This window comes from Chitinimonas sp. BJYL2, assembly GCF_027257935.1.
In the GTDB taxonomy this organism is placed as follows: domain Bacteria; phylum Pseudomonadota; class Gammaproteobacteria; order Burkholderiales; family Chitinimonadaceae; genus Chitinimonas.
Genome location: NZ_JANZKW010000004.1, coordinates 206,579 through 228,995 on the forward strand (window position 1 = coordinate 206,579; position 22,417 = coordinate 228,995).

18 protein-coding genes and 1 other RNA gene are annotated in these 22,417 nt (G+C 62.0%); 11 read left to right on the forward strand and 8 right to left on the reverse strand.

Annotated features, from left to right (window positions below):
• Positions 1–89: 89 nt before the first annotated feature.
• The 3 genes from acnD to O9X62_RS13020 all read left to right on the forward strand — a co-directional run bounded on the left by acnD (position 90) and on the right by O9X62_RS13020 (position 4,695).
• Positions 90–2,708 carry a Fe/S-dependent 2-methylisocitrate dehydratase AcnD gene (gene acnD / locus O9X62_RS13010; RefSeq protein ID WP_269533328.1) on the forward strand — a complete coding sequence of 873 codons (2,619 nt, stop codon included), beginning with the start codon at positions 90–92 and terminating at the stop codon, positions 2,706–2,708.
• A gap of 2 nt (positions 2,709–2,710) precedes the next feature.
• The gene (prpF, locus tag O9X62_RS13015) at positions 2,711–3,898 is read left to right on the forward strand and encodes a 2-methylaconitate cis-trans isomerase PrpF (protein ID WP_269533329.1); all 1,188 of its coding nucleotides are present in this window, start codon (positions 2,711–2,713) and stop codon (positions 3,896–3,898) included.
• 107 nt (positions 3,899–4,005) lie between these two features.
• On the forward strand, positions 4,006–4,695 hold the full coding sequence (locus O9X62_RS13020) for a hypothetical protein (RefSeq protein WP_269533330.1): 690 nt from the start codon (positions 4,006–4,008) through the stop codon (positions 4,693–4,695).
• A 122-nt stretch (positions 4,696–4,817) separates the two neighbouring features.
• On the opposite strand, the gene guaA is transcribed toward O9X62_RS13020, so the two are convergent.
• The 4 genes from guaA to smpB all read right to left on the reverse strand — a co-directional run bounded on the left by guaA (position 4,818) and on the right by smpB (position 9,516).
• Positions 4,818–6,395 (reverse strand): glutamine-hydrolyzing GMP synthase, encoded by a 1,578-nt coding sequence (gene guaA / locus O9X62_RS13025; RefSeq protein WP_269533331.1) that lies wholly within the window; start codon positions 6,393–6,395, stop codon positions 4,818–4,820.
• An 87-nt stretch (positions 6,396–6,482) separates the two neighbouring features.
• A complete protein-coding gene (locus O9X62_RS13030; protein WP_269533332.1) occupies positions 6,483–7,667 on the reverse strand; it encodes a GGDEF domain-containing protein in 1,185 nt (394 codons plus the stop codon).
• A gap of 42 nt (positions 7,668–7,709) precedes the next feature.
• Positions 7,710–8,882, reverse strand: a complete 1,173-nt coding sequence (locus O9X62_RS13035; RefSeq protein ID WP_269533333.1) for a diguanylate cyclase — start codon at positions 8,880–8,882, stop codon at positions 7,710–7,712.
• Positions 8,883–9,066: 184 nt separating this feature from the next.
• Entirely contained in the window at positions 9,067–9,516 is a 450-nt protein-coding gene (gene smpB, locus O9X62_RS13040) for an SsrA-binding protein SmpB (protein WP_269533334.1), read from the reverse strand.
• 99 nt (positions 9,517–9,615) lie between these two features.
• On the opposite strand from smpB, the gene O9X62_RS13045 reads away from it, so the two are divergent.
• The 5 genes from O9X62_RS13045 (at position 9,616) to pap (ending at position 13,347) form a co-directional block, all read left to right on the forward strand.
• Positions 9,616–10,635 carry an asparaginase domain-containing protein gene (locus tag O9X62_RS13045; protein ID WP_269533335.1) on the forward strand — a complete coding sequence of 340 codons (1,020 nt, stop codon included), beginning with the start codon at positions 9,616–9,618 and terminating at the stop codon, positions 10,633–10,635.
• An 88-nt stretch (positions 10,636–10,723) separates the two neighbouring features.
• Positions 10,724–10,821, forward strand: an RNA gene (ffs, locus tag O9X62_RS13050) — signal recognition particle sRNA small type.
• A 132-nt stretch (positions 10,822–10,953) separates the two neighbouring features.
• The gene (locus O9X62_RS13055; protein ID WP_269533336.1) at positions 10,954–11,583 is read left to right on the forward strand and encodes a TetR/AcrR family transcriptional regulator; all 630 of its coding nucleotides are present in this window, start codon (positions 10,954–10,956) and stop codon (positions 11,581–11,583) included.
• A gap of 9 nt (positions 11,584–11,592) precedes the next feature.
• On the forward strand, positions 11,593–11,784 hold the full coding sequence (locus tag O9X62_RS13060) for a YqaE/Pmp3 family membrane protein (protein ID WP_269533337.1): 192 nt from the start codon (positions 11,593–11,595) through the stop codon (positions 11,782–11,784).
• A 78-nt stretch (positions 11,785–11,862) separates the two neighbouring features.
• Positions 11,863–13,347, forward strand: coding sequence for a polyphosphate:AMP phosphotransferase (gene pap / locus O9X62_RS13065; protein WP_269533338.1), 1,485 nt, complete (start codon positions 11,863–11,865; stop codon positions 13,345–13,347).
• Between the two features lie 94 nt (positions 13,348–13,441).
• Here pap and O9X62_RS13070 read toward each other — a convergent pair whose 3' ends face one another.
• From O9X62_RS13070 to O9X62_RS13080, 3 genes are all read right to left on the reverse strand, one after another.
• The gene (locus tag O9X62_RS13070) at positions 13,442–15,064 is read right to left on the reverse strand and encodes a GMC family oxidoreductase (protein WP_269533339.1); all 1,623 of its coding nucleotides are present in this window, start codon (positions 15,062–15,064) and stop codon (positions 13,442–13,444) included.
• Positions 15,054–15,611, reverse strand: a complete 558-nt coding sequence (locus O9X62_RS13075; protein ID WP_269533341.1) for a hypothetical protein — start codon at positions 15,609–15,611, stop codon at positions 15,054–15,056. Before O9X62_RS13075 ends, O9X62_RS13070 begins: the two co-directional genes overlap by 11 nt.
• Before the next feature lie 70 nt (positions 15,612–15,681).
• Positions 15,682–17,109, reverse strand: coding sequence for a coniferyl aldehyde dehydrogenase (locus O9X62_RS13080; protein WP_269533342.1), 1,428 nt, complete (start codon positions 17,107–17,109; stop codon positions 15,682–15,684).
• A gap of 276 nt (positions 17,110–17,385) precedes the next feature.
• Here O9X62_RS13080 and O9X62_RS13085 point away from each other — a divergent pair, with 276 nt between their 5' ends.
• Complete coding sequence (locus O9X62_RS13085) at positions 17,386–18,576, forward strand: hypothetical protein (protein ID WP_269533343.1); 1,191 nt, start codon at positions 17,386–17,388, stop codon at positions 18,574–18,576.
• A gap of 52 nt (positions 18,577–18,628) precedes the next feature.
• Here the strand turns inward: O9X62_RS13085 and O9X62_RS13090 are convergent, their stop codons facing one another.
• A complete protein-coding gene (locus O9X62_RS13090; RefSeq protein ID WP_269533344.1) occupies positions 18,629–20,533 on the reverse strand; it encodes a sensor histidine kinase in 1,905 nt (634 codons plus the stop codon).
• 71 nt (positions 20,534–20,604) lie between these two features.
• Between O9X62_RS13090 and O9X62_RS13095 the strand changes: the two genes are divergently transcribed.
• Entirely contained in the window at positions 20,605–21,204 is a 600-nt protein-coding gene (locus tag O9X62_RS13095; RefSeq protein ID WP_269533345.1) for a response regulator transcription factor, read from the forward strand.
• A 19-nt stretch (positions 21,205–21,223) separates the two neighbouring features.
• Positions 21,224–22,417, forward strand: coding sequence for a VWA domain-containing protein (locus O9X62_RS13100; protein WP_269533346.1), 1,194 nt, complete (start codon positions 21,224–21,226; stop codon positions 22,415–22,417).

Here is a 22,417-nt window from a genome sequence, read left to right on the forward strand (position 1 = left end):
TCAGACTCTCCCTTCTCCTGCTTGCAGGGGAAGGGAGCGAAACATTGCTCGCCCGCTCGGCCTAGCGGGCAAACCTGACCAGGTGAACCATGAACACCGCATACCGCAAACCCCTGCCCGGCACGTCGCTCGACTATTTCGACGCCCGCGAAGCCGTCGATACCATCCAGGCCGGCGCGTGGGCCAAGCTGCCCTACACCGCCCGTATCCATGCCGAGAACATCGTCCGTAAGGCCGAGCCGGAAAAACTCACGGCCTACCTGTCGCAGCTCATCGAACGCCGCCGCGACCTCGACTTCCCTTGGTTCCCGGCGCGCGTGGTCTGCCACGACATCCTCGGCCAGACCGCGCTGGTGGACCTGGCCGGCCTGCGCGATGCGATTGCCGATCAGGGTGGCGATGCGGCCAAGGTGAACCCGGTGGTACCGGTGCAGCTGATTGTGGACCACTCGCTCGCCGTGGAATGCGGTGGCTTCGACCCCGATGCGTTTGCCAAGAACCGCGCGATTGAAGACCGCCGCAATGAAGACCGCTTTCACTTCATCGAATGGACCAAGACGGCCTTCGATAACGTGGATGTGATCCCGGCTGGCAACGGCATCATGCACCAGATCAATCTGGAGAAAATGTCGCCGGTCATCCACGCCGAATCGATTGATGGTGGCCGGGGCGTGGCCTACCCCGACACCTGCGTGGGTACCGACTCGCACACCCCGCATGTGGATGCGCTTGGCGTCATTGCCCTAGGCGTGGGCGGCCTGGAAGCCGAAAACGTGATGCTGGGCCGTGCCTCGTGGATGCGCCTGCCGGACATCGTCGGCGTCGAACTCACCGGTCGCCGCCAGCCCGGCATTACCGCCACCGATATCGTGCTGGCGCTGACCGAGTTCCTGCGCCAGCAGAAGGTGGTCGGTGCTTATCTGGAGTTTTACGGCGATGGTGCCGCCAGCCTGACGATTGGCGACCGCGCGACCATCTCGAACATGGCCCCTGAATACGGCGCCACGGCCGCGATGTTTGCGATTGATGAGCAGACACTGGCTTACCTGCGCCTCACCGGCCGCAGCGACGCGCAGCTCAAACTCGTCGAAACCTATGCCAAGCAAGCCGGCCTGTGGGCCGATAGTCTTGCCAGCGCCGAATACGAGCGGGTGCTGACGTTCGACTTGTCCACCGTGGTCCGCAACATGGCCGGCCCGAGCAACCCGCACAAGCGCCTGCCGACCAGCGCGCTGGCCGAGCACGGCATTGCCGTCGATCTGGACAAAGCCCGTGCGCAGGAAGCTGCAGGGCAGATGCCGGATGGCGCGGTGATCATCGCCGCCATTACCAGCTGCACCAACACCTCCAACCCGCGCAATGTGATCGCCGCCGGCCTCTTGGCTCGCAATGCACGCAAGCTCGGCTTGGTGCGCAAGCCTTGGGTCAAGTCCTCACTGGCACCGGGCTCCAAGGTAGTGGAGCTGTATCTGAAGGAGGCCGGCCTGCTGGGCGATCTGGAAGCGCTGGGCTTTGGCATCGTGGCCTTTGCCTGTACAACCTGTAACGGCATGTCGGGCGCGCTCGATCCGAAGATTCAGCAAGAAATCATCGATCGCGATCTGTACGCCACCGCAGTTCTCTCCGGCAACCGCAATTTCGATGGCCGCATCCACCCCTATGCCAAGCAAGCCTTCCTGGCCTCACCGCCGCTGGTGGTGGCCTACGCCATTGCGGGCACGGTGCGTTTCGATATCGAACAGGATGTGCTCGGCGTGGTCGATGGCCGCGAAATCCGCCTCAAGGACTTGTGGCCCAGCGATGAAGAAATCGACGCCCTGGTCGCCAAAGCCGTGAAGCCCGCGCAGTTCAACCAGATTTATGTACCGATGTTCGAAAAACGCGCCAGCGAGAAGGCCGCCTCGCCGCTATACGACTGGCGTGCGCAATCGACCTATATCCGCCGCCCGCCCTATTGGGAAGGCGCTCTGGCCGGCGAGCGTACACTCAAGGGCATGCGGCCGCTGGCGCTGCTGGGCGACAACATCACCACCGACCATCTGTCGCCCTCGAACGCCATCATGCCGGGCAGCGCTGCTGGCGAGTATCTGGCCAAGATGGGCTTGCCCGAGGAAGACTTCAATTCCTACGCCACCCACCGCGGCGATCACCTGACCACCCAGCGCGCCACCTTTGCGAACCCGACGCTGTCGAATGAGATGGCGGTGGTGGATGGCGCCGTCAAACGCGGCTCACTGGCCCGCGTGGAACCCGAAGGCAAGGTAATGCGCATGTGGGAAGCGATTGAAACCTATATGGATCGCAAGCAGCCGCTGATCGTGATCGCCGGGGCCGATTACGGCCAGGGTAGCTCGCGCGACTGGGCCGCCAAGGGTGTACGTCTTGCCGGGGTGGAAGCCATCGTCGCCGAAGGCTTCGAGCGCATCCACCGCACCAATCTGATCGGCATGGGCGTGCTGCCGCTGGAATTCAAGCCGGGCACCAATCGCCTGACGCTGGCACTCGACGGCACCGAGACGTTTGATGTGATCGGCGAACGCCAGCCGCGTGCCACGCTTACGCTGGTCATCCACCGCCGCAATGGCGAGCGCGTGGACGTACCGGTTACCTGCCGCCTCGACAGCAACGAGGAAGTGTCCATTTACGAAGCCGGCGGGGTGCTGCAGCGCTTCGCGCAGGATTTCCTTGCCACCAACCAGGCCGCCTGATCATGCCCCACGCTCCCCAGATCAAGATTCCCGCCACCTATATGCGTGGCGGCACCAGCAAAGGCGTCCTGTTCAAGGTGGACGATCTGCCCGAAGCCGCCCGTCAGCCCGGTGCCGCGCGCGACGCCCTGCTGCTGCGCGTGATCGGCAGCCCCGACCCTTACGGCAAGCACACCGACGGGATGGGCGGTGCCACATCAAGCACCAGCAAGGTCGTGCTGTTGAGCAAAAGCAGCCGGCCCGATCACGATGTGGACTATCTGTTCGGCCAGGTCAGCATCGACAAACCGATGATCGACTGGAGCGGCAACTGCGGCAACATCACCTCGGCCGTCGGTTCGTTCGCCATCAGCAATGGCTTGGTTGATACCAGCCGCGTGCCACAGAACGGCATCTGCACCGTGCGCATCTGGCAGGCCAATATCGGCAAGACCATCATTGCCCATGTGCCCGTGAGCGACGGCGCAGTTCAGGAAACGGGGGACTTCGAGCTCGATGGCGTGACCTTCCCCTCGGCCGAAGTGGTGCTCGAATTCATCGACCCGGCCGACGAGGACGATGGCGAGGGTGGCGGCGCGATGTTCCCGACCGGCAATCTGGTCGATGAACTGGACGTGCCCGGCATCGGCACCTTCAAGGTCACCATGATCACCGCCGGCATCCCGACCGTGTTCTTCAATGCGGCCGATATCGGCTACACCGGCACCGAGCTGCAGGACGATATCAACGGCGATACCGCCGCCCTCGCCCGCTTTGAAACCCTGCGGGCACACGCCGCACTGCGCATGGGTTTGATCAAGGACCTGAGCGAAGCCGTGCAACGGCAGCACACCCCCAAGATCGCCTTCGTGGCACCGCCGGCCAGCTACAAGGCATCGAGCGGCAAACCGGTGGAAGCGACCAACATCGACCTGCTGGTGCGCGCGCTATCGATGGGCAAATTGCACCACGCCATGATGGGTACCTGCGCCGTGGCTATCGGTACGGCGGCGGCGATTCCGGGCACGCTGGTCAATCTGGCGGCCGGTGGTGGCGCGCGCGAAGCCGTGCGTTTTGGTCATCCTTCAGGCACCTTGCGTGTCGGGGCCGAAGCCTCGCTGGAAAATGGGCAATGGACAGTTAAACGCGCCATCATGAGCCGCAGCGCGCGGGTGCTGATGGAAGGCTGGGTCAGGGTTCCCGGTCAGTAATTGACCTGTGCAGCAACTCGACGGCACGCAAACAGTCACAGACTTGCGATAATCTGGCCGCGCCACATTATGTGGCGCGGTTCACGTATCAAAAGGACTCACTGGACATGCCCGTCATCCTGCGCAAAACCGAAGCTGGTCAGCACACCCTGCAGAACCGCGAGGGCGGTGTTCGCATCCCGCCGCGCTTGAGGGCACTGTTGCTGCAAGTCGATGGCCAGCGCGATCGCGATGCCCTGCTGGCCCTGATGCAGACGCTGGGCACCCCGGAAGACAGCCTCGACAAGCTTACCGAACTGGGGCTGATCGAGATCGTGCCGGGAACCGAAACACCGGCCCCGCAACTCGATATCGATATCCCGCTGCCCCCTCTTGCCAGCAAGTCCGCCACCAAGATCAGTGCCGAGGCCGAGCCCAGTGCGCGCGCTGCCACCGCCGCCTTACTGGCTCAGGCACTGGAAGAGGTTGGTAAACAAATTGATGAGCCCGGCGTCTCCGAGCCGGTCCCGGCCGCACCCAGTGTGCCAGAGGCATCGGTGGGTCTCACCGGCAAGTCGCAAACTGCCGCCGAGAAAATGCTGGGGGTGGCGGCATTGATTCCGGGGCCGGTGAGTCAGGCCCTGCAGGACCAGATCCGGTCGTGCCGCAATGCCGATGAGTTGCATCTGGCGATCAAGGTACTACGTCGCATCATGAAGAACGGTTACCGCGACGATGATGCTGACCGCATCTTGCAGCCCATTCTGCGCATGTTGCCGGCACCAACGACACCGGTGGGTATTGCCGGGTCACGTTAACACCAAGGTCCCCAGCAACAGGTCCGCAGGCAGTTCACGGACCTGCGCAAAAACAAAGCCCCGACGCAACGCATCGGGGCTTTGTTTTTGCGGGCAAGAAAGTGACCTTTCCTACACGGTCATCATTCCCACTCGATAGTTGCAGGCGGCTTGCCACTCACGTCATACACGACCCGGTTGATGCCACGCACTTCATTGATGATGCGGTTCGATACACGGCCCAGCAGGCTGTATGGCAATTCGGCCCAGTGTGCGGTCATGAAATCGCTGGTGACCACGGCACGCAGCGCAACCACCCACTCGTAGGTGCGGCCGTCGCCCATCACGCCCACGGACTTCACCGGCAGGAACACGGCAAACGCTTGGCTGGTGAGGTCGTACCATGTCTTGCCGCTGTGCTCGTCCACCGTATTGCGCAACTCTTCAATGAAAATTGCATCGGCGCGCTGCAGAAGGCTGGCATATTCGCCCTTCACCTCACCAAGGATACGTACGCCCAGACCCGGGCCGGGGAACGGATGGCGGTAGACCATTTCATGGGACAGACCCAGCGCCACACCGAGTTCGCGCACTTCGTCCTTGAACAAGTCACGCAGCGGTTCCAGCAGCTTGAGATTCAGCGTTTCGGGGAGGCCACCCACATTGTGGTGGCTCTTGATGGCATGCGCCTTCTTGGTCTTGGCTCCGGCCGATTCGATCACATCGGGGTAGATGGTGCCTTGCGCCAGCCACTTGGCGGCGGGCAGCTTCTTGGCTTCTGCCTGGAACACTTCCACGAACTCACGACCGATGATCTTGCGCTTGGCTTCGGGATCCGTCACACCGGCCAGATGGCCCATGAACTGCTCACGCGCATCGACACGGATCACCTTCACGCCTAAACCGCGCGCGAACATGTCCATGACCATATCGCCTTCGTTGAGGCGCAAGAGGCCGTGGTCCACAAATACACAGGTCAGCTGATCGCCAATCGCACGGTGGATCAGCGCAGCGGCCACGCTCGAATCCACGCCGCCCGAGAGACCGAGGATGACTTCCTCATTGCCCACCTGCTCGCGAATCTTCTGCACGGCTTCGTCGATGTAGTTGGGCATGGTCCAGCTTGGCTGGCAACCGGCAATGCCGAGCACAAAGCGGTGCAGCATGTCGGTACCGCGCTTGGTATGAGTGACTTCAGGGTGGAACTGCACCGCATAGAACTTGCGGGTCTCATCGGCCATGGCGGCGATGGGGCAGGACGGTGTTTCGGCAATCACGCCAAAACCGGCCGGCATGGCGGTGACCTTGTCGCCGTGGCTCATCCACACATCCAGGAGTCCATGGCCCTCGGCGTTGGTCCGGTCCTGCAGGCCATTGAACAACTGCGAATGGCCGCGTGCGCGGATCTCGGCATAACCGAACTCGCGCTTGTCGCCACTCTCTACCTTGCCACCCAGCGATTGCGCCATCCATTGCATGCCATAGCAAATACCCAGTACCGGCACGCCCAGGGCAAACAGCGCCGGGTCAGCCTGGTAGTCGCTTTCATAAACAGAATTGGGGCCGCCAGAGAGAATGATGGCCTTGGGGTTGAAGGCGCGGATATCCGCCATGCTCATGTCGAACGGGTGCAGTTCACAGTACACATGCGCCTCGCGCACACGGCGCGCGATCAGCTGGGCAACTTGCGAACCGAAATCGAGGATGAGGACTTTATCCATGGCGGCAGGCTTTCGGCGGGTAGAAAGCCTTGTATTTTAACCCATAATCGCGCCAAGACCGGCGCGATGCATACGGCGGGGGCCGACTCAATCCGCCGGGCGCTTGCCGACAAGTGGCGAGCGCGCCATGCAGACCCGGTTGCGACCCGTCTGTTTAGCCTCGTACAAGGCCGCGTCGGCCTCGGCCACCAGACGCTCAAAGCCGTAACCCACTTCCCGGCTGGTTACCGTGCCGATGCTGATCGTGTAGGCAATCGGCTTGCCCTCTGCCACGGCCGGACAGTCTTCCACCGTCTGACGCAAGCGCTCCGCGGCAATCTCGACTTCACGCGGGCCCGCGCCGTCGAGCACTACCAGAAACTCCTCGCCACCAAAACGACCGAGCCGATCATTAGGGCGAATCTGTGCATTGATGACATCGACCAGTTGGCGCAATACCTGGTCGCCAGTCGGGTGACCATAGCGATCATTGATCTGCTTGAAGTGATCCACATCGATCAGCAGCACGCCAATATCCGCCTGCTTTTGCATGCCACGCTTGAGCGCAGCCAAGGCATGGCGGGTGATACCCGCCCGGTTTAGCGCGCCCGTCAGTGCATCATGGCGGGACAAGCGCTTCATTTCCCCGGCATAGCGGTAAGTCACCATGAGAATACCGCCAAAGGCGATGGCAATCTGCGCCATCACCGCGAGCAGGATGGTGATGAACAGCATTTGCCGTGCGGCATCGTCATAACGCGCGATGGGGAAATACAGGTAGTACACGCCGCGCACCAACAAGGCACCACCCATGACCAGAAAACCGATGGCCGTCGTGCGGGTCGCGACGATCAGCGGCATCTCCATACGGGTGCGCAAAGTCCAGGCACCGTAAAGATTGATTGCGCCGTACATGAACGAGGAGAAGAGCATGCGGGCATGCACGCTGGGCTCCAGGTAAAAGTAGTAGGCACAGAACAAGGCGGAGAACAGGCTGATACCCACGATCACGCTGGCGGGTGTCTTCAGCCCCAGAAACGCCCGCATGCCGCTCACGATCACGCACTGCCCGCCGGCCAGCAAGGCATTGGCGACCACGATCCCCAGCCACGGCGGAATCAACTCGCTGTCCAGACCGTTGGTCACCATGCCAATGCTCACCGCCACATTGCCGGCAGCCCACAGCCGCAGTTCGGGACTGCGATCCGAGAACGTTGCCGCCACCACCAGCAGCACCGTGATCAGGCAGGTAAGGCAGACCAGCAACAGGAGCAGGGTGGGCAGGCTAAGCATCAATGCGGCTGCACCCTGAGTGTATGGTCAGTCATCTGCCGCTCACGCCGGCACGGGTGTCAGCACCGTGGCGGCGATGACACGATTACGGCCTGCCTGCTTGGCCGCATACAGCGCTTTGTCGGCCTCGCCGAGCAAGGGCTCAAGTTCGCATTCGTGGCGTCCGAGCGAGGCGATACCAATGCTGATGGTGAACCAGACGGGCCCCGCAGCCGACTGCAAGACCAAGTCCTCCGCCCGTTTGCGCAATCGCTCGGCCACCACGTGGGCGCCTTCCATGGGGGCGTGCATCAGCACGATGGCAAACTCCTCGCCGCCCAGCCGCGCAAAAACATCCACTTCGCGCAGCTCCTCGCGTACCAGCTGGGCAAACTGCTGCAGTGCCTTGTCACCGATCGCGTGACCAAAGCGATCGTTGATCTGCTTGAAATGATCGATATCGATTGCCAGCAGCGATGTCGGCACCCAGTTGCGGATCAGGCGCCGGTTCTCAGTACGCAAGGCCTCGGCAAAACCACGGCGGTTCAGCGCTTGGGTCAGCGGGTCCAGCCGCGTCGCAAAACTCAGGTCCGCCGCAATCCGTTCATGGATCAGCAACAAGACCCCCAGGGCGAGCCAGATCCCGAAGAACAGCACGAGCACATAGAAAACCAGCTCACGCATCTCGAAGCCGCTGCCACTGGGCGCGTAAGCCAGGCGCACTACGAGGCGATAGGCGTTGACCAGACACCAAGACCACGCCAGCGCCTTGAGCAGCTGGATACCCAGACGCTCCTGCGGTCTGACCGGAATGCGCAGTGCGCGGATCAAGAGATAGCCATAGGCAAGCTGTATCAACCCGAATACCAGCGGCCGGGCGTAGTCGGTAGGAAGAAATTGGTGACTCAGACCAAAGAGCAGCCCATTGGCCAGCCACAGCCCGCCAACCGGTCGCCAGTCCCGCGGCCGACCCGCAAAATCATGCATCCCGGTGACGAACAGTGCCGAACCCGTGGCCGCCAATACATCCGTCAGCAAGCCGATATGGCGTACACCATTCCACTCAAGGCTGACGCAGAACTGGGTCAAGGCAAAAGCCAGCAAGCCCAGCGACCAGAGCAAGGGGCCGTCGAGCACACCGCGCACCCGCCTGCCGGTCACAAAAACCAGCGCAGCAAGCTGCAGCAGCATCAGGGACTCTGCAAGTATCAGGGTAGCGAGATCGGGCAGTCTCATCGATGGGCGCGGTTGTCCACCCTCTGGCCCGTGCACATACCCAAGGCTGGGTGCGACGGGAGGGCTAGCCCGTTATAGACAATCCGGCGAGCGGTAATCCAGCATTATCTGATCCCCATCCAGACCCGGTGCAAATTGACGACAAGCAACACCAGAAACCGGTCTCAGCCCTGCCGTCTGCGCCTTAGCGCTGCCGGGTTTTCATCGCCCGCGAAATCTCGCGCTGCGCGTCCTTGGTGCGCTCGCTGTCGCGCTTGTCGTGCAGCTTCTTGCCCTTGGCCAGGCCGACGCTGAGCTTGATGCGGCCATCCTTGTAATGCATGTCCAGCGGTGCCAGCGTGTAACCGGACCGCTCCACCTTGCCGATCAGCTTGTTGATCTCGGCCTGGTTCAGCAGCAGCTTGCGGCTGCGGGTAGGGTCGGGCAGCACGTGGGTGGAGGCGCTGGTCAGCGGCGAGATATGCGCGCCGATCAGATAGAACGCGCCCTTCTGCCACACCACATAGCCTTCCTTGATCTGCACCTTGCCGGCGCGGATGGCCTTGACCTCCCATCCTTCAAGGACGAGGCCGGCCTCGTACTTCTCTTCGATGAAGTAGTCGTGAAAGGCTTTGCGATTGTCGACGATGCTCATGGCTGGCTGTGTACGGCAGTGCGCGGTAAAGTCGGTACTGGTCAACCCATGCCGCGCGATGGATTCAAGAAGCGCGGAGTTTAACCGAATCCCGCTACCATGCCCCAGAAGCGTCTGTTCGTGATCTATGCCGGTGGCACCATCGGCATGCAATCCACCCCGCAAGGTTACGCCCCGGTACCGGGCTATCTGCCTGCAGAGTTGCAGCGCATTGCCACGCGCACGCCGGGCTTTCCGGCCTATACGCTGCGCGAATATGCCCCATTGATCGATTCATCGAATCTGCAGCCCGCCCACTGGAACCAGATGGCTGCAGATATCGCGGCCAACTACGCGGCCTATGACGGCTTTGTGGTCATCCACGGGACAGACACGCTGGCCTACACTGCGTCGGCACTCAGCTTCATGCTCGAAAATCTCGGCAAGCCGGTGATTGTGACGGGCTCCATGGTGCCGCTGTGCGAGCATCCCAACGATGCCGAGCAGAATCTGGTCGATGCATTTCACTGGGCTACCGAAGATGGTCTGCATGAGGTATGTGTTGCCTTCAACCGCCAGCTGCTGCGCGGTAACCGCAGCCGCAAGCTCTGGGGGGCGGAGATCGGTGCTTTCGGTTCCCCCAACTATCCGATTCTGGGCCGCGTACAGGGCCATTACGAATTCAATCCGGCACTGTGCCTGCCCAAATCTACCAAGCCCTTCAAGGCGCACAGCATCAATGCCGATCTCGCCATCACCGGCCTCAAGCTCTACCCCGGCTTTGCGGCACGCTTGATCGAACAGATCATGAACAGCGACGACGCTCCGGTCGGGGTCGTGCTGGAAACCTACGGCGCCGGTAATGCGCCTGATGCCGATACGGCGCTGATCTCGGCACTTACCCATGCCAGCCAGCGTGGCAGCGTGCTGCTCAATGTCACGCAGTGTGTGTCGGGCAAGGCCAGCAGCGATTATGCGGCAGGCTCCATCCTGGCACGCGCAGGGCTGGTATCTGGCCTTGACATCACGCCAGAGGCCGCGATTGCCAAGCTCTACTTCGTGTTATCGCAGCCGCACGAAGTGCTGGAACCGGCCGATCTGTTAGCAACCAGCCTGCGGGGCGAAATGTCGGCAAGCTGATTGCACCAAGCGGTGTTCGACGCCATCGCAGCCGCAGTGGTATGATGCGCCTGCGTTGTCGTTCTGGCGGCGCAGGTTGAAAAACCATGGCGGGTCTCCCCGCATTGCCAAGTCGTGAACCTGGTCAGGTCCGGAAGGAAGCAGCCACAGCGATGCAGGTAAGTGCCGGGGGTCGGGCTCGCCACCCCCTCCCCCCTCTGTATTCAGCACCTAAAAGCCCTCACTTTTGTTGCGTCTGCGCGTTAAACATGTTGCAACGCAGCATTGTCACGTCCGGCTCGTAGTAAACTGGTTTCAACGCACTGGCCCGAGCCCGTCATGAAAACCTTCGACCGCATCGTTCAAGAAAGCCTCGCCCTGTTCAATCAGCATGGCGAGCGCCCGATCACGACCAACCATATCGCGGCGCACCTGGGCATCAGTCCCGGCAACCTGTATTACCACTTCCGCAACAAGGAAGAGATCATCTACCAGATATTCCGCCACTATCTGGAGTACATGCGCACGCACCTGCAGATCCCGGAACACCGCGTGCTTGCGCCGGAGGATCTAGGGCGTTATCTCGATGCCGCGTTTGCCGCCATGTGGCAGTACCGCTTCATGTTTTACGATCTGCCCGGCCTCTTGAGCCGTAATCCGCAACTGAGCGAGGATTACCATCGCTATGTGCGTGATGAGTTGGGGCCTGTACTGGCGCAAGCGCTCGGCCAGTTTGCGGCAATTGGCTTCATTAATATGGATCAGAAACAGATCCGCCCGCTCGCGACCAATATCTGGATCGTGGTGAAGTTCTGGTTCGCCTTCCAGCAGACCATCCATCCCGACAAGCCCTTGTCGGAAGACACCTCCAAACTGGGTGCCAAACAGGTGCTGGCGCTGTTCCAGCCTTACGTGCAGGATGCCTATCAAGACGCTTTCGCCGAACTGGAAGCGCGTTACACGACCTAGGAAGCCCGTATGCGCCTGCTGATTGCCCTGATCCTGCCCTGGTTGCTGTTCTTCACCATCGGCCGCCCCTTTGCCGGGCTGCTTTGCCTGATCCTGCAAATTACGGTGCTGGGCTGGATACCCGCCGCAATCTGGGCTGCCTATGCCCTCTCGCAGTACAAAACCGATAAAAAGATCGAGGCCGCGCTGGGGAAACGCTGACCGGCATCTTGCTGGTGATCAACATCTGCCGCGCAGTTTGCAGCTAGGATGAAGTATCCACCCGCTGGCAGAACCCCCATGTTTGAAGCCGCAGAACTCGGTCACCACATCAGCAAGGAAGACTACCGCACCCAGCTACCCGCACTGCGGCAAGCCTTGCTCGAAGCCCAGTACGAGCTCAAGGAAAAGCCCGATTTCCCGCTGGTGATCCTGATCAATGGGGTAGATGGCGCGGGCAAGGGCGAGACAGTCAACCTTCTCAACGAGTGGATGGACCCGCGGCTGATCGACACCCACGCCTTTGGCGAACCCGGTCCCGAGGCACTTGCCCACCCCACCATGTGGCGTTACTGGCAGGTACTGCCGGCCAAAGGCCGTATCGGCATCCTGTTCGGCTCCTGGTACACCCCGCCCATACTCGACCGCGTCAGCGGCGCCATTGGCGATACCGCACTCGATAACGCCGTGGACGACATCGTTCGCTTCGAAACCATGCTCGCCAGCGAAGGCGTGCAACTACTCAAGTTCTGGTTCCATCTGGGCAAATCGCAACAACGGGCGCGCCTCAAAGCCCTCGAGAAAGACCCTTTAACCCGGTGGCGTGTGGGTGACCGCGACTGGGAGCATTTCAAGCACTACGACGAGTTTGTCGCTATCTCGGAACGCGTGCTCCTGCGTACCAGTACAGGTACAGCGCCGTGGGTAGTGGTGGATGGTGAGGACGAGCGCTACCGTAGCCTCACCGTGGGCAAGCTGTTGCTCGAGGCCCTGCGTACCCGCCTGGACAGGACCAGCGCGCCGATACCGCCCGCCGTGCCACCCTTGCTGGCGCCGATTGATGGCATCCGCGTGCTGGATCGTCTCCAGCTTGATCAGCCACTGGAAAAATCCCAGTACACCGAGGAACTGGAGCGCTGGCAAGGCCGGCTTAACCAGCTAAGCCGCGACCCGCGCTTCGCGCAGCACTCGCTGGTGGCCGTGTTTGAAGGCAACGACGCCGCCGGCAAAGGCGGGGCCATCCGCCGCGTCACCGGTGCACTCGATGCACGCCACTACCATGTGATTCCGGTGGCTGCCCCCACCGAGGACGAACGCGCCCAGCCCTATCTGTGGCGCTTCTGGCGACGCCTGCCCAAGCGCGGCACCTTTGCGCTGTTTGATCGCTCTTGGTACGGCCGGGTACTGGTCGAGCGCATCGAAGGCTTTGCTGCCGAGCCCGACTGGATGCGCGCCTACGGCGAGATCAACGATTTCGAGCGGCAGCTCACCGAGGCCGGCACCATCGTCGTCAAATTCTGGCTGGCCATCGACGCGGACGAGCAGCTCAAGCGCTTCAATGCGCGTGAGGAAACGGGCTTCAAGCGCTTCAAGATCACCGAGGAAGACTGGCGCAACCGCGCCAAGTGGGATGCCTACCGCGAGGCGGTACACGATATGGTCGAACGCACCAGCACCCACGATGCACCGTGGACGCTGGTGGAAGCCAACAACAAGTATTACGCGCGCATCAAGGTCTTGCAGACGATCTGCAAGGCCATCGAGAACCGATTGGCCAAGACGTAGGGTGCATTAAGCGAAGCGCAATACACCGCATGCCGTGCGATGCACCTTGGTGCAATGCGGTCTTCGGCCTTATTGGCACCCTACGAACAGCGACTTACGCCGGCCAGACCACATCCTTGCGCGTCAGCGTGGTGGCCAGTGCGCTTGCATTGCGCGCCACCAAGCCATAGATCGACAGCTGCGGGTTGGCACCGATGGAAGTCGGAAACACCGAGCCATCCATCACATACAAGCCTTGCAGATGGTGGAAGCGGCCGTACTGATCCACCACGCCATCCTCGGCCTTGGCCGCCATGCCAGCACCGCCCATCACGTGAGCCGACACCACCTTGGCACGCAGGATTTCCAGTGGCAGATTCTTGATCGCCGCCTTGGCCTCGGCCCAGCTGGCATAGCCATCGGCTGCTACATCCTCGTGGATCGGCATCACCCGCGTCGCGCCAGCGGCAAACTGGATTTCCGCCATGGTCAGGTAAGAATCGCGCATGCCCCGCCACACATAGTCGCTGATCGGGTAATCGAGCAGCGGCGTGCCATCGGATTTGAGTTCCACCGTGCCGCCTTGGCTCTGCTCGTGGAAACCATCACGCAGCAGCGCCAGCACCACTTGCAGGCGATCGAAATGCCCCATCAAGGCACGATGCTTTTCGCCAAAGCCACTCATGGTGATGCCCGTGAGCACCGGATGCAGCGGTGGCACTTCGAGCTTGTAGCCCATGTCGCCCTCGAGCGGGCGCTGGTCAATGAAGTGGTCGGAGTAGATGCTCTGCGGCGCGCCATTCCACCCTTCCACCTTGAAAGGCATCAAGGCCCCGGAAATGTTCACAGGGTGCAGGAAAGTGCGCTTGCCGATCAAGCCATGCGGATCCGGCAGCTTGGAGCGCAGCATCAGTGCGGGCGTATTGATGGCGCCGCCGGAAAGCACCACGGTCTTGGCCTTGACCGTGACCTTGCGGCCCGTCGGATAAATGCCGGCCCAATCCATCGCCACACACTCCACGCCGGTCGCACGGTCACCCTCATGCAACACGCGCTCGGCGCGCACATGGGCCAACAGCGTGGCGCCTTTGTCGAGCGCCGACGGGATCGTCGTCACCAGCATCGATTGTTTGGCGTTGGCCGGGCAACCCATGCCGCAGTAACCAAGGTTCAAACAGCCCTTCACATTGCGACGGATCGGTGCCCAGTGGATGCCGACACGGTCAGCACCATTCATCAACACCTGGTTGTTCACGTTCGGCGCGACTTGCCAGTCAATCACGCCAAAGCGCTGCTCGGCGCGTTCGAACCAGGGCTGCATTTTCTGCGTGCTCAGTTCCGTGAGCCCGAACTGCGATTGCCAGTGCGCCAGCGTGGCCGGTGGTGTGCGGAAGCTGGATGTCCAGTTCACGGTAGTCGAACCACCCACGGTGCGGCCTTGCAAAATGGTAATGCCCTTGTCCTTGGTCTGCCGACCGGCCGATTCCTGATACAGCGTGGGGTAGGCCTCGGCTTCGCTGAGCTTGAAATCGCGCGAGGCATAACGCAGCCCGCCCTCTTCCAGCAGCACGACCTTGAGCCCGGCCATGGCCAGTATCTCGGCCGTCACGCCACCGCCAGCGCCAGTGCCGACGATGACGACATCGGCCTCCAGCGTCAGGTTCTCGGCAAAGCCCGCGGCATCGCGGACATCCCAGCGGCCACTGGCCAAGCCTTCGGCAATGATGTCACGCGGCATCCCAGTAGCCTTTCATGAATGCGGGCGGGCCGGCATAGCCGATCCCCACCCAGGATTGCGGATTGCCATACCAGGCAGCAAACACGATCTGGTGCAGTGCCTGATAACCGCTACGCAGCAAGAGCAGCGAGGAATAGCGCCAGCGGCTCAGGAAGTGGGCAATGGCTTCATCGCTGGCTTCCGACCAGTTATCGGTAATGCCCACCACCCAGCGGCGGGTCAGGCGGTTGCCCAGCAGAGTCAGCAGCTCCTTCACCTCGGTCTGCACCGTACCGGGCAAACCGGCAATGGCGGTGTCGCAGCCCTGCACGGCGGCCAGCAAGGCGGCCTGCAGCTGCGCGGGCTCGGTGGGCAAGGCGCCCTTGAGCATCACGCGCGCAATCGCGGCCATGGCGGTGCGGCTAGCTTCGTCTAGCACCTTGAACTGGGTGGCAGCCGGTACCGTGTAAACGGGATCAGGCCGGATCGGGCCGTAGAGCAGGCGCGAGAACCCCAACAGGGCTGCGCCGGCCACACCGGCCTGGATGAATTGGCGTCGGGTCAACATGGTGTCGATTCGTGCTTGTTGCCGCACCCGGGAAAGGGTGCGGACAGGGGTGAAAACATCAGATGGCAGATCAACGCAGCATGAACTTGAGCAACTGTTCGAAGCGCTTGCCGTAGGGTGGGCGAATCATCCAGGTGCCGTTGAGGCGGCTCTGGGCAAACACCGGCTTCATCTTCGAGAATGTCTCGAAGCCTTCGTGGCCATGGTAGTGCCCCATGCCGGACGGGCCAACCCCGCCAAACGGCAAGTCGTCCTGCCCCACATGTACCACCGTTTCGTTGATGGCCACGCCACCCGAGATCGTGCCGCTGATCACCCGGCCGATACGCGTGTTGTCGTAATCGAAGTAATACAGTGCTAGGGGGCGAGGCCGCGCGTTCACATAGGCCAAGGCTTCATCCAGCGTCTTGTAGCTGATGATGGGCATGACCGGGCCGAAGATCTCGTCCTGCATTACCGTCATCGTGTCGTTCACGCCCAGCACCAGCGTGGGGGCGAGCTTGCCGGTGGCGGCATCCACCTCGGCCAGCGGCACAATGCGTGCGCCCTTGGCGGCGGCGTCATCGAGATAGCCTTGCAGACGCTTGAGATGGCGCGGGCTCGCCACGCCGGTGTAGTCGGGGTTGCTGCCGGGATTCGGATACCAGCCGTTCACCGCCTCACGGGCAGCGGCAATAAAGGCCTCTTCCTTACCCTCGGGCAAGAGCACGTAGTCGGGTGCCACGCAGGTCTGGCCGGCGTTGAGGCACTTGCCGTGCAGGATGCGCTGGGCCGCCGTGGCAATCGGGAATTCAGGGTGGACGATAGTGGGCGATTTGCCGCCCAGTTCGAGCGTGACCGGTGTGAGGTTCTCGCTGGCAGCACGCATGACGAGCTTGCCCACGCTGGTCGAGCCGGTGAACAGCAGGTGATCCCAGGCATAGGCAGAGAAGGCCTGCGCTACATCGGCACCGCCATTGATGACGCTGACCTCATCCTCATCGAAATACTGCGTAATCAGGCGGCGGAATGTCTCGCCAAAGCGCGGCGTGAACTCCGACATCTTGACCACCGCACGGTTGCCCGCTGCCAGAGCGGCAGTCAGCGGCCCCACGGCGAGGAACAGCGGGTAGTTCCAAGGCACGATGATGCCCACCACACCCAGCGGCTGTGGCACCACGCTGTTGCTGGCCGGCTTGAACCAGATCGACACCCCACGCCGCTTGGGTTTCATCCACTTGCGCAGATTGCTCATCGCATGATCGATACCCGCAAGGCTCGGGAATATCTCCAGCACACGGGTCTCATGGGCCGAGCGATGGCCGAAATCGGCCGAAATCGCCTCGGCAATCTCGTCGCCATGCGTCAGCAGCATATGCCGCAGCCAACCCAAGCGGTCGCGACGGATCAGCATGGGTGGGTAAGGTGCGGCAGCGTAAGCCTCGCGCTGGGCGGCGTAGGCCTGCGCAAGATGCGCGAGTTCGGCGGCGGTGTCGTGCGGTTCGAAATGGGGCTGCATGCCGGGAGGTCTCCAGATACGTGGGCCGATTTTAGAGCAAACGCTTGGTCGCCCGTGGCCTGTCTGATCGTGTCCGGGCAAAAAGCCGACAGGCGCAGCCTGAGGCCGCATGCTGCCTGCCTTGCAGCCGTGGCCTACCCGCAACAACGGGACGGATGTACGATTTTTTAATCGCTCAGTTACGCAGTTTTGCGTATTCAAGCGCCCTGCCCGCTTCCTTAAAGTTCGCTCCGTCAACGAACGCGCCACAAGGCGCAAGGAATCGGGAGAGAAAACATGTTGAGCGATATCTGGCGTTTTACCGTAGCTGCCTGCGATTACCGCGCCTGGTGGCGCAAGCTGCAAGGCAAACCCATGGTGGATGTGGTGTTCATCACCAACCTGCGCGATGAAGCGGAACGCCAGCGTTTCTTCGGCAATCGGGTGCCCGAGCTGGGCCATGCCAACGGCCCGCGCATTTATCACAATGGCGTCGCGGGTCGTGTACGCGGCATTTACAGCACGGCCGCTGAAATGCTCACCAAGGAAGGCCGACGCCTGGCCCGCGCCCAGTTCATTGCCGCTTGCGAATGGGCCGAACAGAACGGCGCCAAGATTGTTTTGCTGGCCGCCTCCACCAAACGCCTGTTTGGCCGCGATGGGGCGGTGCTCAAGGAGCGCTTCCCGAACCTGATGTTCACGATCGGCGACAACGGTACGGCGCAGATGCTCTGGGCCGATGTGGAACGTGCGCTGGAACGCGCCAGACTTGATCGTGAACGCGCTCGCGTGCTGGTTGTGGGGCCTTACGGGATTCTGGGTTCGTGCATGACCCGCAAGCTGGTACAAAGCGGCTACAAGGTGGTGGGTTACGGCGCCAACGAAACGGCACTGGCCGAAATCCACGCGGAAACCGGGATTCCGGTGACCTCGCGCATCGACGAGGTAGGCCAGGTGGATGTGGTCGTGGCCTGCACCCACAGCACATCGGCCAAACTGGGTGTGCATGGCGTGATGCGGTTGCGTCGCGATGGTCGCAAGTTGCTGGTGATCGATGTAGCCGAACCGGCCAATCTGGATATCGACGCCTACCGGATCGTCCGCGATGACGTGGTCCGTCAAGACGCCGGCAACGCGTGGTCCAGCCACTTGCACTACGTGCTGGGCCGCCTCTCCTCGCGCTTGCTGATGCTCGACAAGCGCGTGGTCTTCGGCTGCTTTGGCGAGGCGTTGGCACTGCACTATGTGATCCACCAGCTCGATCAACCTCAGCTGGCCGACATCGACTGGTTCGAAGTCGATGAAGCCCGCACCCGTCTGGTTGCCGCTGCCTTCACCTACGCAGGTTTCGAACCGCCGCCGCCGTGCTGCTTCGGAAAGCGGGTCAATGACTTCAATCTGGTGCTGGAGCGCAATGCGCTGACCGCGTACAGCCCTCTGGACAGCAACACCATGCCCCTGCTGACACCCGCCACACAACGCAGTTGAACGCCAGCGCATGCGGGCAAAGTGGATCAGCGCAAGGCTGATCCACTGCGCCTCAGGTCCAGGCCTCCCCGATCGGCATCAAGACGCCAAACGTGGTGCCGCGCCCCTTGGTGGAACGGATCAGCAGCGTGTAGCCGGATTGAGCGCACAGGGCCTGCACGATATGCAGGCCCAAACCATGACCGAGCCGCTCGGCGGCGAGTTGGCCGGTCTGTTCGAACGGCTGCATCAGCTGCCGCTGCAGGGCCAGATCGAACCCCGGCCCGGTATCGATGACCTGAATTTCCAGTGCACCGGGGCGGCGGCGTACACCGATCAGTACACCGCCACGCTCCGTATAGCGCACCGCATTGCCGATCAGGTTGTCGAGTATGCGTGTCAGCACCAGGGCGGAGCCCTTCACGGCCAACGCACTGGGGTAGTAACGCAGGAACAAGCCTTTGGCGGCGGCAGCTGGCTGGTGACGGGTGTGCAGCTCAACCAGCAAGTCTTCCAGCAGGATCACGTGCCCCTGCTCGGCAAATCCCGTTTTCGCTTCGGCGATCAGCGTCTGCAGCAGGCCTTCGGTGTAATTGAGCGCTTTATCGATATGCTGGGTAGCCGCCTCATTGCCCGCCTGCGCACGCAGCGCCGCCAGCGCAAAACGGATGGATGACAAGGGCTGCGACAGATCGTGCCCGGCGGCTGCCAGTTGCAGCGATTGCTGCTGCGCCGCCTCCAGTGCGCGGCTCTTGTCGGCCTCGGCCTGCGCCAGCTGCTCGGCCTCGGCCAGCCGGTGTTTGAGATTGGCCTCATGGCGGGCATGCAGCAGACTGATCTGCTTGCCTAGCGCCAAGGCAAACAAGATCGCCTCCAGCAGATAACCGAGCTTGGGATAAACAAACAAACTGACATCCGCAAATCCACCCACCCCCGCCACGCTGAGACTGAACAGCAGGTTCATGAACACCGCCAAGCCACTGGCACCGACCAGGTAGTACCCGGCAGCCGGCAGTTGCCTGCGCCAGGCAATCACCCCGGCCACCACCGGCAGCGGCGTGAACAGCAAGAAAAGCAGTAGCAGCGGACCGACTTCATCCGTGGCCAGAAACACGCCCAGTCCCGCCAAGGTGACGAGCGCAAACCCCATATAGCTCCAGTACAGCCAGGGCACAGTACGGCCCAGACGGAACAGGCTGATGCTGAACAGCGCATGGGTCAGATGGATCATCGCGGCCATCACCACCGGCGCAAACAGATTCCAGCGCCCCTGCTCAGGCCATAGCCAGGCGAAGGTGTAGCCCTCGATCTGCAGCTGGAACAGGATCACGAACACCAGCATGGCGATGTAATACCGGTAAGCAGACCGTCTCAGGGCCAGGTACTGCAGCACCGCAAAACCCAGCAGCGCCAGCAGGATGCCGATCAACACCCCATTGATGCCATTCCAGGCAGCCAGCTTGTCGTCAAACTGCGCCGGCGTCAGCCAGTGCATCTGTAATGGGGTATCGCCATGCACGCGGTAATGCAGATACAGCTCCGCACGCTCGCCCGCCGCCAAGACCACCGGCACGGCCAACACGCGGCGCGGTACCGGTCTGTCCGTGTAGTTGCTTTCGGGCACCAGGGCCACGGTCTGCCGCACACCCGACGCACCGACCTGATACACCGACAAACGCTGGATATCCGGCAAACCCAGATCAAGCAGCCACTGCCCGGACTGGGCGGTATCGTTGTGTACCCGCAGGCGCAACCAATGTGCGGGCGCAAAGAAGTCGGGCTTGCGCTCGCTCAGCGGCTTGAACACCGCATCTGACGCCCGCACCGTATCCAGATCACTGGCCGACGTCGCTCCCGCGTAAAATTCGGTATGCATACGCAGCGCAGCCGCATCAGGCAGGCTGCTCACACGCAATTCTGCTGCCATGCCGGCACAGGCCAGCAGGACCCAGCAGCAGGCCATCCACAGTCTCAACATGGGTTTCTCATCGGGAGGGGACTGACCCCCTCTGTGATACGTTGCGGGAAAGATTCAGGAACACCGACACAATGCGCATCATTCTAGCGGACGACCATGTGATATTTCGCGAGGGGCTCAAGATGCTCCTGAGCCAGTCGCCCGAGTTCACCGTGGTGGCCGAAGCCGGCGAAGCCAGCGCGCTCAAGGCCTTGGTGCAGGAGCACACGCCGGACTTGCTGGTGCTCGACTATCACATGCCGGGCAACGACACGGCTGCCGTGGTGGCCTGGCTGCGCCAGCGTCACCCTGCGCTGCGCATCGTCATGCTCACCGCAGCCCAGTCGGGCACGGTGCTGCAACAACTGGTCGATGCCGGCGCTGATGGCGTACTGCTCAAGGAAGGCTCGGCCGACGCCATCCTGCACGCCCTGCGCCGCGTGGCACGCGGTGAAAAGGTGGTGGCCGAAAGGGCCAAGGCGCAGATACAGCAAGCGCAGGTCAGCCTCACGGCCCGTGAATTCCAGATGCTGGAGATGATCCACAACGGCCACAGCAGCGCGGCCATTGCCGAACGCTTTGCGCTGTCGGTCCGCACCGTGGATAAACACCGCGAAAACCTGATGCGCAAACTCGATGTCAACAGCAGCGCGCAGCTGATCGCCAAGGCGCGTGAGCTGAACCTGCTGTAAGCCGCCACCCAGAGCCCCCATGCTGATCGAATTCTTCTACCAATTGCGTGATGCCGGCATCCCCGTGTCGGTACGCGAATTCCTGACCCTGCTCGGTGCGCTGGACGCACGCGCCGTCAGCGGCAGCCTGGACGACTTTTATGTGGTCGCCCGCACCATCCTGATCAAGGACGAAAAATACTTCGACCGCTTCGATCAGGTATTCGCCAGCTACTTCCAGGGCGCCGAGAGCGTGCTCGACAAGATCGAGGCCGACATCCCCGGCGACTGGCTGACCAAGCTGATCGAAAAGCAGCTCAGCCCCGAAGAAAAAGCCCAGCTCCAGGGCATGGGCTGGGACAAGCTGATGCAAACGCTCAAGGAGCGCCTGGCCGAGCAGAAGGAACGCCATCAGGGTGGCAACAAATGGATAGGCACGGGCGGCACCAGTCCGTTCGGCGCTTATGGCTACAACCCCGAGGGCATCCGCATCGGTCAGGATGGTTCGCGCCATCGCCGCGCCGTGAAAGTGTGGGACCAACGCGAGTTCCGCGATTTCGACGACCGCCGTGAACTCGGCACCCGCAACTTCAAGGTCGCCCTGCGCCGCCTGCGCCAGTTTGCGCGCAACCTCGAAGCCAGCGAGCTGGACCTGGACGGCACCATCCACGCCACCGCCAGCAATGCCGGCTGGCTGCAGCTCAAGTACCGGCACGAACGCCACAATGCGGTGAAAGTCTTGCTGCTGCTGGATGTAGGCGGCTCGATGGACGACCACATCGAAGTCTGCGAAACCCTGTTCTCGGCCGCACGAGGCGAGTTCAAACATCTGGAACACGCCTACTTCCACAACTTTGTGTACGAACAGCTGTGGCGCAGCAACCATCGCCGCCATACCGAGCGCCTGTCCACCTTCGACCTGATCCACACCTATCCGTCCGACTACAAACTCATCATCGTGGGCGACGCCACCATGAGCCCGTACGAGATCGTCTACCCCGGTGGCTCGGTCGAACACATGAACGAAGAACCCGGCAAGGTCTGGCTCGAACGGCTGCTCAAGCATTTTCCGTCCGCTGTATGGCTGAACCCGGTCGAGGAACAGTACTGGCCCTACACCGAATCGCTGCGGATGACGCGCGAGCTGATGGGAGAGCGCATGTTTGCGCTGACGCCAGCGGGGATCGAGGCGGCGATGCGGCGCTTGTTGCAATCGGGTCGTGCCGTTGGCTGA